This is a genomic window from Undibacterium sp. TC4M20W (assembly GCF_049340245.1).
Classification (GTDB): Bacteria; Pseudomonadota; Gammaproteobacteria; order Burkholderiales; family Burkholderiaceae_D; genus Undibacterium.
The window spans coordinates 211,136-226,382 of record NZ_JBMPPI010000003.1 but is presented as its reverse complement, the minus strand read 5'-3'; the positions used below and the strand labels follow the sequence as shown (position 1 = coordinate 226,382).

The window sequence follows — 15,247 nt, the reverse complement described above, 5'->3', positions numbered from 1 at the left end:
AAGCCGCCACTAGCAGCTTGAAACCATGTGCCAGAACAGGCAATTAAGCTTGTTCTACTTCTACAAACTCATCAGAACCTGGTTTAACAGCTTCCAAAACTTCGTTTACTGCGTTTGCACGGCCTTCCAGGATGGAATCGGCAACACCGCGAGCATACAAAGCGATTGCTTTGGAGGAGTCATCATTACCTGGGATGATGTATGCAACACCTTCTGGGGAGTGGTTGGTATCAACCACGCCGATAACCGGGATACCCAGTTTCGCTGCTTCAGTGATTGCACCTTTGTGGTAGCCAACGTCAACCACGAAAATTGCATCAGGAACGCCGCCCATATCCTTGATACCACCGATGGATTTTTGCAGCTTGATCATTTCGCGCTGGAACATCAGGGCTTCTTTTTTGGACAGTTTCTCAACAGAACCGTCTTCGATGGAAGCTTCCATGTCTTTCAGGCGTTTGATGGATGTTTTGACTGTTTTGAAGTTAGTCAACATACCACCCAACCAGCGTTGATCAACGAAAGGCATGCCAGCACGTTGTGCTTCTGCTGCGATGATGTCACGGGATTGACGCTTGGTGCCAACCATCAACACTGTGCCGCGATTGGAAGACAATTGACGGATGTACTTCATCGCGTCCTGGTACATTGCCAGTGTTTTTTCCAGGTTAACGATATGAATCTTGTTGCGATGGCCGAAGATGTACGGTGCCATTTTTGGATTCCAAAAACGGGTTTGGTGACCAAAGTGCACACCAGCTTCAAGCATTTCACGCATTGTTACAGACATAATAACTCCAGGGTTAGGTCTTGAATCCAGCCAGTGATCTGAGCGAATTAATATTTACTATTAATTTAAACGCTGCAAGACACCCTTTTCGACCGGATTCGATTGATAAAATATTAATTAGCAAGTATCGCATTTCTATACATCTACAAGCTAACCATCTATTCTACTATGAAAATCGCATTTCCCTCAAGTGCTGTCTTCAGCCGCATGGTATAGCAAGCATGTCAGGCCGATACGGCAGCGCCCTTCATGGACTATAATTCCGGTTCTGCAACACTTTCGCAATTTTACTCAAACCAAGATTTTAGCGGACAAGCAAACCTGAGCCTGGCCAGACATACGTAGGGGCCACGCCATTTGCTTGTTACGCAAATCCGGGTCAACGACAAGAAAACGTATGGAAGCTATTACTATCAAAACGCCGGAAGATATCGCCGGCATGCGCATCGCTGGCAAACTGGCTTCGGAAGTTCTCGATTACATCACGCCTTTCGTTAAAATTGGCGTGACAACTGGTGAACTAGACCGTTTATGTCACGAATTCATGACTAATGTGCAAGGCACCATCCCTGCCCCGCTGAATTACTGCCCGCCAGGCTATACACCTTATCCCAAAGCCATTTGCACATCGGTCAACGATGTTATTTGCCACGGCATACCGGGCGACAAGGTTCTCAAGGATGGCGACTCCGTCAATCTTGATATTACCGTCATCAAAGATGGCTACCATGGCGATACCAGCCGCATGTTCCTGATTGGCGAACCCAAGATCATGGCCAAACGTCTCAGCGAAATCACCTATGAATGTATGTGGCTGGGTATAGACAAGATCAAACCAGGTGCACACCTAGGTGATATCGGACACGTCATACAGCAGCATGCCGAAAGAGCTGGCTACAGCATAGTGCGCGAGTTTTGCGGCCATGGCATAGGCAAGATATTCCATGAAGCACCGCAAGTCATGCATTACGGCAAACCTGGCACCATGGAAAAACTTTTGCCCGGCATGATTTTTACGGTAGAGCCCATGGTCAATGTCGGCCGCCGCGAAATCAAGGAAATGCCGGATGGCTGGACCATCAAGACCAAGGACCGCAGTTTGTCAGCGCAATGGGAGCATACGGTGCTGGTGACGGAAACCGGTTATGAAGTACTGACTTTGTCGGCAGGCTACCCGCCTATTCCAGACTTCATCAAACTCGCTTAAATCAAACTTAAATCAAACTTAAATCAAACCCGATTAAGACCCTGGCCACATGCAGACACCGGCACTCTCTTTCAAGGAAGAACTGAAATCAGCGCAACTGATCGTCATCAATGCGTTCAAGGAGAATCACAAGGCAGAGCAACTGCTGCATGATTTGTGCCGCAATGTCGATCAGCAACTCAGTAAAATCTGGCGTCACTTTGAGTTTCCGAAAGAGGCAGCACTGGTCGCTGTAGGTGGCTACGGACGTGGTGAGCTTTTCCCCTACTCTGACGTTGATGTGTTGATACTATTGCAGGAAAGGCCTGATGCCGCCTTGCGAGAGAAGCTGGAAAAACTGGTGCAGCTGTTCTGGGACATAGGTCTTGATATTGGCCACAGCATACGTACCATTGATGAATGCCTGCAGGAATCTGCAGCTGACATCACAGTACAAACCAGCCTGCTGGAAGCACGCCTAGTTACGGGCAGCCGTAAATTATTCAAGGAAATGCAGCAACGCTATACGGAAGCCCTGCATCCACAAAAATTCTTCCAGGAAAAATTACTGGAACTACAACAGCGCCATGTCAAATACGAAGACACACCGTATAGTCTGGAGCCGAATTGCAAAGAGAGCCCGGGGGGACTCAGGGACTTGCAAGTCATACTCTGGGTGGCCAAGGCAGCCAATCTGGGTAACTCCTGGCGTGAACTGGCAGAGCGCGGCCTGATCACCGATGTCGAGGCGCGTCAGTTAAAGCGTAATGAGCGTGCCTTCAAGGATATACGCATACGGCTGCATATTTATGCAGGGCGCCGTGAAGACCGTTTGATTTTCGACGTGCAGACAGCAATAGCAGAAACCTTTGGGTTCAAGACCACAGAGTCAAGGCGCGCCAGCGAGCACTTGATGCAACGCTATTACTGGGCAGCCAAGGCAGTTACACAGCTAAATACGGTGTTGCTGCAAAACATAGAAGCCGTATTGTTTCCGCAACCCTCTGTGCCACGCCCCATCAATGAGCATTTCAATGAAGTAAATGGCTTCATCGACATTGCCAGGGACGATACCTTTGAAGCCAACCCATCGACCATACTGGAAGTATTTCTGGCAATGGCCAGACATGGAGAGCTCAAAGGCATGACGGCCAGGACCTTGCGTGCACTATGGCATGCACGCCTGTTGATCGATGCTGAGTTCCGTCACGATATTTTCAATCGATCATTGTTCCTGCAAATCCTGCAGTCGCCACAAGGGATTACTCATGCTCTGCGGCGCATGAACCAGATGAGTATCCTGGGGCGTTATTTGCCTAATTTCCGCCGCATCATCGGTCAGATGCAGCACGATCTGTTTCATGCCTATACAGTAGATCAGCACATCCTGATGGTAGTGCGCAATTTGCGTCGCTTCACCATGCCCGAGCATGCACATGAATACCCGTTTTGCAGTCAGTTGATGGCAAATTTCAATCAGCCATGGGTTTTGTACATCGCAGCCTTGTTCCATGATATTGCCAAGGGCCGTGGCGGCGATCATTCCATTCTTGGCATGGCTGATGCAAAAAAATTCTGTTATGACCATGGCCTCAGCAAAGCCAATACCGAGCTGATTATTTTCCTGGTACAAAACCATCTGACCATGTCGCATGTGGCGCAAAAGCAGGACTTGTCGGATCCGGACGTGATACAAAATTTTGCCAACATCGTCAAGGATGAACGCCACCTGACAGCACTGTATTTGCTGACGGTATCCGATATACGTGGCACCAGCCCCAAGGTTTGGAATGCGTGGAAAGGCAAACTGCTGGAAGACCTGTACCGCATGGCTTTACGGGTACTGGGTGGAGAAGCGCCGAGCAAGGACAGGGAGCTAAAAAATCGCCAGGAAGATGCGTTGAAAGCCTTGCGCCTGTATGGCCTGGCACCTGACGCGCATGAAAAATTCTGGCATCAACTTGATGTTGCTTATTTCCTGCGCCATGATGCATCTGATATCGCCTGGCAAACACGTGCTTTGCACGATCGCATCGATAGCCAGACACCTGTGGTGAAATGCCGCCTCTCACCTATCGGTGAAGGTTTGCAGATCACAGTCTATGTCAAAGACCAGCCTGACCTGTTTGCGCGCATTTGCAATTATTTTGACGGCAAGAACTTTGGCATTCTTGATGCAAAAATTCATACTAGCAAAAATGGCTATGCTCTGGATACTTTTCTGGTCATAGAACCGGCTTTTGCCAATAATTATCGTGACATCATTAATTTGATAGAGCACGAACTGACAGAGATACTGACGCGCCAGACTCCGCTTTCACCACCTAACCGTGGACGCCTGTCGCGCATGTCACGCACCTTCCCTATCGTGCCTACAGTCGATTTGCGGCCGGATGACCGTGGCCAGTATTATTTACTGTCGATCTCTGCAAATGACAGAAATGGCTTGTTATATGCCGTGGCAAATATCCTGACCAAGTATAAAATCAATTTGCATACAGCAAAGATCATGACCCTGGGCGAAAGGGTAGAAGATGTTTTCATCGTCGATGGCCAGGCCTTGCAAGGTGCACGCAGCCAGATACAGTTTGAAACCGACTTGCTGGATGCACTCAGAATTTAAACGCTGGCAACGCTATATTACAACCGAATAATCAACACCCTCGTCTGATCCGCAACTACTCTCAGGCGAGACTACTTTAAAAGCATCATGACTGAACTTGTAAGACTCTCCAAACGCATGTCCGAACTTGGCCTTTGCTCCCGCCGTGAGGCTGATGAATGGATAGCACGCGGCTGGGTCAGGGTTGATGGCAATGTCATCTCCGAACTGGGCAGCAAGGTATTACCGCATCAAAAAGTGACCGTGGAAAGACAGGCCGCGGCAGAGCAATCAAAACGCGTCACCGTCCTCATCAACAAGCCCGTTGGTTTCGTCAGTGGTCAGGCTGAAGATGGTTATACACCAGCAATCGCCTTGATCAAGCCAGAGAACCGCTGGGCGGAGGATGAAGTCGATACCCAGTTTCACCCTACCCAATTACGCAGTCTCGTGCCTGCTGGCCGGCTGGACATTGACTCCGTTGGTTTGCTGGTATTGACCCAGGATGGCCGCATCGCCAAGCACCTGATAGGTGAAACCACCGTGGTGGAAAAGGAATATCTGGTACGCGTGCAATACAGTAAACCTGGCCGCCTGCCAGATGCAGATTTACGTCGTCTGAATCATGGTCTGTCACTGGATGGCAAGAAACTACTGCCTGCCAAAGTCACCTGGCAAAATGAAGATCAGTTGAATTTCATCCTGCGTGAAGGTAAGAAGCGCCAGATCAGGCGCATGTGTGAAATGGTAGGTTTGAGAGTGATAGGCCTGAAACGCGTTCGCATAGGCAAGATCAAGCTGGGTAAATTACCAGAGGGGCAATGGCGCTACCTCCGGGAAGATGAGCAATTCTAATTAGCACTCTTTAGCACTCTTCAAAAAACAAAAGGGCAAGAATCGAAATTCTTGCCCTTTTGTTTTGAAATCAACTCAATCGTCGTCGTTAGGATCAAGCTCTGGAAACAAAACTTCAGTAAAACCAAATTGTGTCAGATCACGTATGCGCATGGGATACAAAATGCCATTCAGATGATCGCACTCATGTTGCACGACGCGGGCATGGAAGCCATCTACGTCACGTGAAATTCGTGTACCGAATTGATCATAGCCTTCATACCGCAGAGCACTCCAGCGCGGCACCAGGCCTCGCATGCCTGGCACAGACAAACATCCTTCCCATGCGTCATCAGTCTCTTCAGACAAGGGTGTCAGTACAGGATTGATGAGCACTGTCTCAGGCACAACAGGTGCATCAGGGTAGCGCGGATTATTTTTGAAGCCAAAAATCACCAGTTGTAAATTCACACCAATTTGCGGCGCTGCCAAACCAGCACCATTGGCGGCAATCATGGTCTCGAACATATCCCTGGTGAGCTCATGCAATTCTGGAGTATCAAACGCAGTGACTTGCTCGGCAACCCTTAACAGTCGTGGATCGCCCATTTTCAGGATAGGATGAATCATGGTGCACCAAATGTAATAAGAGTAAATGACTTAATGCAAATACGGCCAGTTTATAGCTGGCCGCAGAATTGCATTATTTATTCAGGGATTGCAGGAACTCGGTAAATTCTGCACTGGTTTCCTTGTGTTTCAAACCGAGAGCAACACTGGCTTTCAGATAGCCGAGCTTGGAGCCGCAGTCATAACGCGTCGCATTTGGGCGGAAGGCATAGACCGGGAAGTCTTTCAACATGGCAGCAATACCATCCGTCAATTGAATTTCACCACCGGAGCCCTTACCCAGGGTTTCCAGATAAGAGAAAATACGGCCAGACAAAATATAGCGACCAACCACCGCCAGAGTCGATGGGGCAACGTCAGGCATAGGCTTTTCTATTATGCCCTGCACTCTTTCGAGGCTCTCGGTATATGGTGTGCCACTGACAATACCATATTGACGGGTAAATTCACGGGGTACATTTTGTACTGCGATGATGCTGCCACCTTCGGCTTCGTACTGACGTGCCATCTGTGCCATGACAGATGGCTGACCTGCATCCGCGTCCATCAGATCATCTGCCAGCAAGACAGCAAAAGGATCATCGCCAATTACCGGACGGGCGCACAATACCGCATGGCCCAAACCCAGAGCTGCTGTCTGGCGGATATAAATGCAGTTGATGTTCTTGGGAATGACGTTCCTGACCAGATCCAGCAAGGCTTCTTTGCCTGCTGCTTCCAGTTCGCTTTCAAGCTCATAGGCTTTATCGAAATGATCTTCAATTGCACGCTTGTTGCGGCCAGTAATAAATACCATTTCTGTAATGCCTGCCTCAACTGCCTCTTCAACCGCATATTGAATCAGCGGCTTATCAACGATAGGCAACATCTCTTTAGGTTGTGCTTTCGTGGCAGGCAAGAATCGGCTACCCAGACCAGCTACGGGGAATACTGCTTTTGTAATTTTTCTCATTTCAGCTCCTGGAACAAAGTTGAAGCAATTCTGCTTCTGTCAATATAGTTAAACCCAATTCTTGCGCTTTTACCAGCTTGCTTCCCGCATCATCACCGGCAACCAGATAGCTGGTTTTTTTTGATACTGAACCTGAAACCTTGCCGCCCGCTTTTTCTATGATCTCTGTCGCCTGATCACGGCTTAGCGTAGGCAAGGTACCTGTCAATACCAGCGTCTTGCCAGCCAATACCTGCTCACCTTTTTCCTGGACTTCTATCTCCGGCCAATGTATGCCAGATGCCAGCAATTGCTCCACCAACTCCACATTAAGTGGATCAGAAAAGAAGCGGAGTATAGACTTGGCAACCACAGGGCCGACATCCGATACTTCCAGCAACTGCTCTTCCGTCGCTTTCATCAATGCATCCGTATTACCGAAATGCGCAGCCAGATCTTTTGCCGTAGATTCACCAACATGGCGTATACCCAGTGCATAGATAAAGCGCGGAAAACTGGTCAGTTTCGATGTTTCCAGCGCACTCAATACATTTTGCGCAGATTTCTCTGCCATGCGGTCCAGTTCAACCAGCGCGCGCAGACCAAGCTTATACAAATCTGCAGCAGTTGTAACGACATTCTTATCGACCAACTGATCAATGAGCTGCTCTCCTACACCATCAATATTCATTGCCTTACGTGAAGCAAAGTGCGACAGGCCACCCTTGCGTTGCGCAGTACATTTTATCCAGCCACCGCTGCAACGGGCAATCGCTTCATCTTCCGGCTTTTGTATGGGCGAGCCACAAATCGGGCATTCCACCGGCATGACAAACTGGCGCGAATCTGCCGGACGTTTTTCCAATATGCTGGCAACGACCTCAGGTATGACATCACCTGCGCGGCGTACAGAAACCGTGTCACCTATCCGTATATCCTTGCGCTGTATCTCTTCTTCATTGTGCAAGGTGGCGTTGGTTACAGTCACGCCACCAACAAAAACAGGGGCCAACCTGGCGACAGGTGTGATCGCCCCGGTTCTACCGACTTGCACTTCTATATCCAGTACAGAAGTTAAAGCTTCTTGCGCCGGGAATTTGTGAGCGATTGCAAAACGTGGCGCGCGTGATACAAAACCAAGCGACTGCTGGCTGGCAAAGTCATTGACTTTATAGACCACGCCATCAATCTCATAATCCAGGTTATCGCGCCTGGTTTGAATAGACTTGTAAAATTCCAGCAAACCAGATGCACCACTGACCAAGGCATTTTCTTCGCAGACAGGGATGCCTGCCTGTTTATACCAGTCCAGTAAAGCGCGATGAGAAGGAGGCATGCTCATGCCTTCCAGCAGGCCTATGCCATAGGCAAAAAAACGCAGGCTACGCTGAGCAGTAATTTTTGAATCAAGTTGACGCAGGCTGCCAGCAGCAGCATTACGCGGGTTGGCAAACTCTTTGGCACCCGCATCACGCTGGCGCTGATTGAGTTTTTCAAAATCGCGCTTGAACATCAATACTTCACCGCGCACATCCAGTATCTTTGGCGGATTGTCTACCCGCAAGCGCAAGGGGATGTTACGTATGGTGCGAATATTTTCGGTAACATCTTCGCCTGTGAAGCCATCGCCCCGCGTCGCTGCCTGCGTGAAAACGCCGTCGACATAGCGCAGATTAATGGCCAGGCCATCAAACTTCAAATCTATTGCATAGACAATTTCATTTTGAATATCCAGCCCTTCACGGGCGCGGCGGTCAAAATTGACGACATCATCATCTTCAAAGCCATTATTCAACGACAACATGGGCACAGCATGCTGCACCTGGCCAAATTCTGGCAACGGTGCCCCACCTACCCTGCTGGTGGGTGAATCGACGGTTTTTAATTCGGGATGGGTTTCTTCCAGCCGCTGAAGTTCTGAAAACAATCTGTCATATTCAGCATCGGGCACACTGGGATTATCCAGTACGTAATAGGCATGTGCATACCGGTTCAACTCTGTGCGCAAGTGTTCTGCTTGTGCCGCTAGTGTTGAAGTATCTGCCGCCTTGGCGGCAGCATCCAAAAGATCATTCTGCATGTCTGGAATAAATTAACTAAATAATCGCTGGGCACGCAAAGAACCAGCAGGAATCTGCGCCTCTGCCATTGCTGCATAAAATTCATGAACCTGGCCGGATATCTCATCGAGTGCCAATTTGGAAATGGGCTGATTGCCGTCATCCACGACTGTGCCACCCAGACGAGTCGCTAAAGAGCGTGCACAAGCTGCCATGGCACCAAAGCCATCGCGTGCAGGGGCAACACAAGGCACATCCAGCAACAGGGTCAGACGCGAAGTCATGGTCTCGCTGACGCTGACATTGGTCGATAAAGTGAACAGACTGCCACCATCGCCATCAGGCATCATCAAACGACCATCAGGACGCTGATCAAAGCCCATTTTCTCCAATGCTGCGAGCAAAGTATTCAAGGCCCATGGTGCACCGTTGGCAGCGATATTCACGCTCAGCTGTGCGTCATGCTCGGCGACGAATTGATGCAATTCGCGGGCGTTGACCATGACCTTGTTCATATCCGGGATATCCGGGTGTGCACTGAGATTGTCAGCAATCGCCCGCAGTTTCATGATGAATTCAGAATATTCCAATTCATTCAAAGGGCCATTGCGGCTGACCATTTGCACGCCTGCAAACAGGCAGGTGTAAGCCCCACCAACGGCAATCACATCGCGCTCACCGCTGTGGCTTTGGCCTATGAAATGCACGGGTTTTTTACCCACATATTTAAGGTCTGCAATTTCTGCCAGAATTTTTTCACCACGTACCGGTGTTTCAAACTCCAATGGAATCACGCAATCGATTAATTCATCAACTGGCAATTCCTTATCCTGTATTGCTACTGGGGCTTCCATTTCAGTGGCAGTATCTGCATGCATGGGCTCATGATGTTGCGGCACATCGTCAACAGGCTGCACATCGCCATCCAGGCTAGGCTCATGCCTGACTATGGATTCAGCGGGCGCATCAGGATTCATAAGGACATCATCATGTCCATCGCCAAATGCATTTTCAACAGTTTTCTTGGCTTTGTATTCTTGCCATTTATTAAAAATCAGGACGCCGACCACCAGCGTTCCACCTATCGCTAACAAACTAATTTGTAGATCTGTCATGCCGCTTGAACCTCAGTAGCAAAATTGACGGCAGATTCCATATCTACCGCCACGATTCGTGAAACCCCCTGTTCTTGCATGGTGACACCAATCAATTGTTGTGCCATTTCCATCGCAATCTTGTTATGGGAGATAAATAAAAATTGTGTGTTTGCCGACATGCGTTTCACCATATTACAGAAACGCTCGGTATTTGAGTCATCCAGCGGCGCATCAACCTCATCGAGCAAACAGAACGGCGCAGGATTCAACTGGAACATGGAGAATACTAGCGCAGTTGCTGTGAGGGCTTTTTCACCACCAGATAGTAAGTGAATGGTTGCATTCTTTTTGCCAGGAGGCTGCGCCATGACTTGCACGCCAGAATCCAGAATTTCATCGCCCGTCATGATCAGTTTCGCCTGACCACCGCCGAATAAAATCGGGAAAAGCTCAGCGAAATGGTGGTTCACCTTGTCAAAGGTATCTTGCAACAAATCGCGTGTTTCAATATCAATCTTGTGAATGGCATCCTGCAAAGTCGTGATTGCCTCAGTCAGATCAGCATGCTGTGCATCCAGGAAAGTCTTGCGCTCAGTTGCCTGCGCCAACTCATCAAGAGCGGCCATATTCACGGCACCCAAAGCAGCAATCGCATTGGTCAGGCGGGTAACTTCGCCCTGCAAATAAGACGGCTTGAGATCATCATGCAGTTTTTGCGCCAGGACTTCTTCATCGACTTCAAAATTGCGTAATTGTTCCGAGAATTGTTCCTGGCTCAGACGTGCAGCCTGTTCTTTCAATTGCAATTCAACGATACGGTCACGTTGTGGTTGCAGGCTACGCTCCACCTGCATTTTGGATTCTTCGTGATGACGCAGCTGCTGCGTCAGTTGATCCAGCTCATGACGGGCATTTGCCAGCGCCACTTCCTGTGAGCTGCGTCTGTCCAGCAAATCTTGCAAACCAGCTTGTGCAGTCTGGTCGTCCATGGATTCCAGCTCAAGCTGCCCCTGCTGCATGCTGGCAAATAGCTGTGCGGATTGTTCCAGCGCGGTCGCGATACTGCGGCGCAATTCTTCCATCTTGCTGCGGTGGGATTTTTCTGCAAAAGCAGCTTCTTGCGCAGCAAGTTCCAGATCGCGCAGACGCTGTCTGGCTTCATTCAATTGCTGCTCTTTTTCCAGATAAGCGGTCTGGCCTTCTTCATGGGTTTCCTGCAGCTCCGCCAGGTCCATGTCCAGTTGCTCAAATTTTTGCTCGGACTCGGCACGGATTTGCTGCTGTTCACCCTCTTGCGCAGCGATTTCTGCCAGATCACTGCCTATCTGGGTGCTGCGCTGATTAAAGCGTTCCTGCACTTCAGACAATTTCATGAATTCGATTTGCAGACTATGGGTAGTCTGTGTAAGGCTACCCACACGCTGGCGCAAGTCTTGCAATTGCTGCGTAGCTTGGGTGTAAGCAGATTCCGAACGTACGGCACGGGTTTTGGACTCGTCCGCCAGCATGTGCTTGGCGCGGCATTGCTTGGTGATGTTTTCTATCTCTTGTTGACGTCCCAACACGCCATCTTGCTCAGAATCCGCGGCATAAAAACGCACACTGGAGCGGGCAATGACATGGCCCTGTTTGGTGATAAAACAGGCACCGGCTGGTAACTTAACCCTGTCCATGAAGGCGGATGTAATATCGTCAGCGATGTACACCTGATGTAACCAGTCTTGCATCAAACCACGCAAGCCTGCATCATTGAGTTGCAACAAATCGATGAAAGGCTTGAAGCCAGCCAGAGGAGTAACTGTTTCTGCCACGATAGTCGGTGCACAGACAGCCAGCTTGGCAGGTGGCGCATCACCAAAAAAGGCCTTTGCCCAGTCCAGGTTCGACATTTCCAGCGCTGCGGTACGTTCGCGCAAGATGGATTCCAGAGCAGTTTCCCAGCCAGCTTCGATATGCAGTTTTTGCCAGATTTTTGGCAAACCACTCAATTCGTGCTTTTCCAGCCATGGCTGCACCTTGCCCTGACTCTGTACTTTTTCCTGTAATTGCTTCAGGGCTAGCAGGCGAGCTTCCAGTTGCGCATATTCAGCACTGTCCTGGTTCACTTGCTGTTGTGCCTGTTTGCGCTCATCTTCCAGCAAAGGTAAGCGCTCTTGCGCTTCTTCCAGCTGCATGGTGAGCTCTTCCAGCACCTGCTTTTTTTCTTCCAGTTGCATCGACAAATTGTCCAGATGCGTCGTATCCGGCAATACCAGGCCCTGTTTTTCCTGCATCAGGCGCTCGCGTCGGGTTGCCAGGGTGTTCAGGATATTTGACGCATTACGCTGATGCGCAGATTCCAGCTCTATCTGCTGCTGCATCTGCATGATTTTGGCGCGTGATTCTGTCGTCTTCAGTTGCGACTCACGCCATATTTGCTCCATCGCGGGCAGCTTGTCTTGCTGTTGCTGGCTGACTTCCAGTGCCTGCTCGGCGCGCATGGCCAGCTCCTCAACATGGATTTCGCCTTCAGACAAATCATCCTGGAATTGCCGACTCTGGTTTTGCCATTGATCGCGCTGCGCAGTCAGTGACTGCAATTGTGATTGCAAACGGCTGCGAGATTCGATGACGAATTTGATTTGCGCTTCCAGGCTGCCAATCTCGGCATTGGTCTGGTACAAATGACCTTGCGCCTGATGCATGCGGTCGCCGACGGCATAGTGGGCCTGGCGCATTTGTTCCAGCTCCAGCTCTACATGGCGCAGCTTGGCTGTTTGCTCTTCCAAATCAGTCTGAGTCTTTTCTATTTCGGCAAAATGCTTTTTTTGCTCGTTTTCTGCTTCTTTTTTACGCAGCAACCACAGCAGCTTTTGCTTTTCTTCCTGATCAGTCTGCAATTCGCGAAATTTATTAGCAACAACTGCTTGCGCACCCAGCCTGTCCAGGTTGTTATTCAATTCGCGCAGGATGTCTTCAACACGTACCAGGTTTTCATGGGTGTCGTGGATACGGTTTTCTGTCTCGCGGCGGCGTTCTTTATAACGGGAAACACCGGCAGCCTCTTCGAGGAAAATCCTTAATTCTTCCGGACGGGCTTCAATGATGCGCGAAATCATGCCCTGGCCGATAATCGCATAGGCGCGCGGCCCCAGACCGGTACCAAGGAAAATATCCTGGATATCGCGGCGGCGCACTGGCTGCCCATTAATGTAGTAAGTAGACGTGCCGTCACGCGTCAAGGTACGCTTGACGGCAATTTCACCGTATTGGCTCCATTGACCTGCAGCTTTGCCCATGCTGTTATCAAAAACCAACTCTACCGACGAGCGGCCAGCGGGTTTGCGGTGGGTAGAACCGTTAAAGATAACGTCCTGCATGGATTCGCCACGCAACTCAGAAGCTTTGGATTCACCCAAAACCCAGCGCACGGCATCAATAATATTGGATTTACCGCAACCATTAGGGCCGACAACACCAACCAGTTGGCCAGGAACCTGAAAATGGGTGGGATCTACAAAAGATTTAAATCCCGCTAATTTAATAGAAGTTAATCGCACTTTATATAATTTTATTATCTTTTGCAGTCAAATCTACCGCGTATCGTATATATGCCAAGGCCATCAATGCCAGCCGCGTTCCTGTATCGCTGCATAATACCATCGTAAGAGCAAAATTTTCAGTTTTCAAACTTATGACACAATTTACATATTAATCAGTATTTCACGCAAGTACAGGTGAAAGCCTTTCTCTATAGAATCCTCAGGACGCTATAATACGGATTGCAATTAAAAAGCAGCAAACTCAAGCAGACCAAAGAAATAAGCTAAAAAGCCTGTTTAGCGTCGACAACAATTCGAAAATGACATTTAATCCCTATCTCAGTAAGTTGCAGCCGTATCCGTTCGAGAAACTGAAGCGCCTGTTTGCCGATGTTGTGCCAAATTCCAAATTTCCAGCCATCAGTCTGGGCATAGGCGAACCCAAGCACCCTACTCCCGCCTTGATCAAGGATGCTATTGTCGACAATATGGCAGGCTTGGCCAGTTACCCATCGACTGCTGGCTCTGATGCCTTGCGCAATTCCATTTCTGCCTGGCTGGGACGTCGCTACAATATACCGCCGCTGGATGCAGCAACTCAGATCTTGCCTGTCATCGGTTCACGCGAAGCGCTGTTTGCCCTGGCGCAAACCGTCATCGACCCCAGCGCCTGCAAAAATGGCTTGCCATTAGTGGTGTGCCCTAACCCGTTTTATCAGATTTACGAAGGCGCAGCCTATCTGGCCGGGGCTGAGCCCTATTTTGCCAATGCTGACCCTGACCGCAATTTCGCACCTGACTACAAGAGCATCCCTGAATCAGTGTGGCAGCGCGTACAGCTACTGTATATCTGTTCACCGGGCAACCCTACGGGCGCAGTATTGAACCTGGATGACTGGAAAGAGTTATTTACCCTGTCAGATCGTTATGGTTTTGTTATTGCTGCCGATGAATGCTATTCCGAGATTTATTTTAAGGCCGAAGCACCGTTGGGCAGCTTGCAAGCCGCACGTGAACTGGGCAGGAATGATTATCAACGCCTGATTACCTTGTCCAGCCTGTCCAAACGCTCGAATGTACCTGGCATGCGCTCTGGTTTCGTCGCGGGAGATGCTGAAATCATCAATAAATTCCTACTGTACCGGACTTATCATGGCAGCGCCATGAGCCCTAACATACAGGCTGCCTCGGTCGTTGCCTGGAATGATGAAGTACATGTGCAAGAAAATCGCGACAAGTACATACGCAAATTTGCCCAGATCACGTCGATTTTGCAAGAAGTGCTGGACGTGACACTGCCTGACGCTGCCTTTTACCTGTGGGCAAAAATTCCTGATGCCATGGGTTTGTCGGATACAGAATTCGCCCGCCGCCTGTACGAGGAATATAATGTGACAGTTCTGCCCGGCAGTTATCTGGCGCGCGAAGCCCATGGCGTCAACCCTGGGCAAAACCGCATACGCATGGCTTTGGTGGCTGAGCCTGAAGAATGCCTGGAAGCGGCACAAAGGATAGTCAGCTTTTGCAAGAATTTTACTCCGGCAGCAGTCTGATACTGCAGCCAGACAGCAGACAGCAGACACAAGATTATTTCGG

General features: G+C 49.6%; 10 protein-coding genes. 4 read left to right on the top strand and 6 right to left on the bottom strand.

All coding sequences use genetic code 11. From position 1 onward, the window contains the following. Positions 1 to 43: 43 nt before the first annotated feature. Positions 44 to 790, bottom strand: coding sequence for a 30S ribosomal protein S2 (gene rpsB / locus ACO0LL_RS05485; RefSeq protein WP_110253518.1), 747 nt, complete (start codon positions 788 to 790; stop codon positions 44 to 46). A 397-nt stretch (positions 791 to 1,187) separates the two neighbouring features. On the opposite strand from rpsB, the gene map reads away from it, so the two are divergent. The 3 genes from map (at position 1,188) to ACO0LL_RS05470 (ending at position 5,433) form a co-directional block, all read left to right on the top strand. Continuing rightward, positions 1,188 to 1,997 carry a type I methionyl aminopeptidase gene (gene map, locus ACO0LL_RS05480; RefSeq protein ID WP_422949873.1) on the top strand — a complete coding sequence of 270 codons (810 nt, stop codon included), beginning with the start codon at positions 1,188 to 1,190 and terminating at the stop codon, positions 1,995 to 1,997. A gap of 49 nt (positions 1,998 to 2,046) precedes the next feature. Beyond that, on the top strand, positions 2,047 to 4,599 hold the full coding sequence (locus ACO0LL_RS05475; RefSeq protein WP_422949872.1) for a [protein-PII] uridylyltransferase: 2,553 nt from the start codon (positions 2,047 to 2,049) through the stop codon (positions 4,597 to 4,599). Positions 4,600 to 4,686: 87 nt separating this feature from the next. Next, positions 4,687 to 5,433 carry a pseudouridine synthase gene (locus tag ACO0LL_RS05470; protein WP_422949871.1) on the top strand — a complete coding sequence of 249 codons (747 nt, stop codon included), beginning with the start codon at positions 4,687 to 4,689 and terminating at the stop codon, positions 5,431 to 5,433. 75 nt (positions 5,434 to 5,508) lie between these two features. On the opposite strand, the gene def is transcribed toward ACO0LL_RS05470, so the two are convergent. The 5 genes from def to smc all read right to left on the bottom strand — a co-directional run bounded on the left by def (position 5,509) and on the right by smc (position 13,669). After that, complete coding sequence (gene def / locus ACO0LL_RS05465) at positions 5,509 to 6,042, bottom strand: peptide deformylase (protein WP_422949870.1); 534 nt, start codon at positions 6,040 to 6,042, stop codon at positions 5,509 to 5,511. A gap of 73 nt (positions 6,043 to 6,115) precedes the next feature. Next, a complete protein-coding gene (gene galU / locus ACO0LL_RS05460; RefSeq protein WP_422949869.1) occupies positions 6,116 to 6,994 on the bottom strand; it encodes a UTP--glucose-1-phosphate uridylyltransferase GalU in 879 nt (292 codons plus the stop codon). Position 6,995: 1 nt separating this feature from the next. Then, positions 6,996 to 9,053, bottom strand: coding sequence for an NAD-dependent DNA ligase LigA (ligA, locus tag ACO0LL_RS05455; RefSeq protein ID WP_422949868.1), 2,058 nt, complete (start codon positions 9,051 to 9,053; stop codon positions 6,996 to 6,998). Between the two features lie 12 nt (positions 9,054 to 9,065). Next, positions 9,066 to 10,148 carry a cell division protein ZipA C-terminal FtsZ-binding domain-containing protein gene (locus ACO0LL_RS05450; protein ID WP_422949867.1) on the bottom strand — a complete coding sequence of 361 codons (1,083 nt, stop codon included), beginning with the start codon at positions 10,146 to 10,148 and terminating at the stop codon, positions 9,066 to 9,068. Then, entirely contained in the window at positions 10,145 to 13,669 is a 3,525-nt protein-coding gene (gene smc / locus ACO0LL_RS05445; RefSeq protein WP_422949866.1) for a chromosome segregation protein SMC, read from the bottom strand. The genes ACO0LL_RS05450 and smc overlap by 4 nt, the downstream gene beginning before the upstream one ends. 302 nt (positions 13,670 to 13,971) lie before the next feature. On the opposite strand from smc, the gene dapC reads away from it, so the two are divergent. Beyond that, positions 13,972 to 15,204, top strand: coding sequence for a succinyldiaminopimelate transaminase (gene dapC, locus ACO0LL_RS05440; protein WP_422949865.1), 1,233 nt, complete (start codon positions 13,972 to 13,974; stop codon positions 15,202 to 15,204). The last annotated feature ends 43 nt before the right edge of the window (positions 15,205 to 15,247 follow it).

What these genes read in the sequence shown, in the direction of transcription:
- rpsB (WP_110253518.1), bottom strand. Translation starts at nt 790, where the DNA reads ATGTCTGTAACAATGCGTGAAATGCTTGAAGCTGGTGTGCACTTTGGT.
- map (WP_422949873.1), top strand. Translation starts at nt 1,188, where the DNA reads ATGGAAGCTATTACTATCAAAACGCCGGAAGATATCGCCGGCATGCGC.
- ACO0LL_RS05475 (WP_422949872.1), top strand. Translation starts at nt 2,047, where the DNA reads ATGCAGACACCGGCACTCTCTTTCAAGGAAGAACTGAAATCAGCGCAA.
- ACO0LL_RS05470 (WP_422949871.1), top strand. Translation starts at nt 4,687, where the DNA reads ATGACTGAACTTGTAAGACTCTCCAAACGCATGTCCGAACTTGGCCTT.
- def (WP_422949870.1), bottom strand. Translation starts at nt 6,042, where the DNA reads ATGATTCATCCTATCCTGAAAATGGGCGATCCACGACTGTTAAGGGTT.
- galU (WP_422949869.1), bottom strand. Translation starts at nt 6,994, where the DNA reads ATGAGAAAAATTACAAAAGCAGTATTCCCCGTAGCTGGTCTGGGTAGC.
- ligA (WP_422949868.1), bottom strand. Translation starts at nt 9,053, where the DNA reads ATGCAGAATGATCTTTTGGATGCTGCCGCCAAGGCGGCAGATACTTCA.
- ACO0LL_RS05450 (WP_422949867.1), bottom strand. Translation starts at nt 10,148, where the DNA reads ATGACAGATCTACAAATTAGTTTGTTAGCGATAGGTGGAACGCTGGTG.
- dapC (WP_422949865.1), top strand. Translation starts at nt 13,972, where the DNA reads ATGACATTTAATCCCTATCTCAGTAAGTTGCAGCCGTATCCGTTCGAG.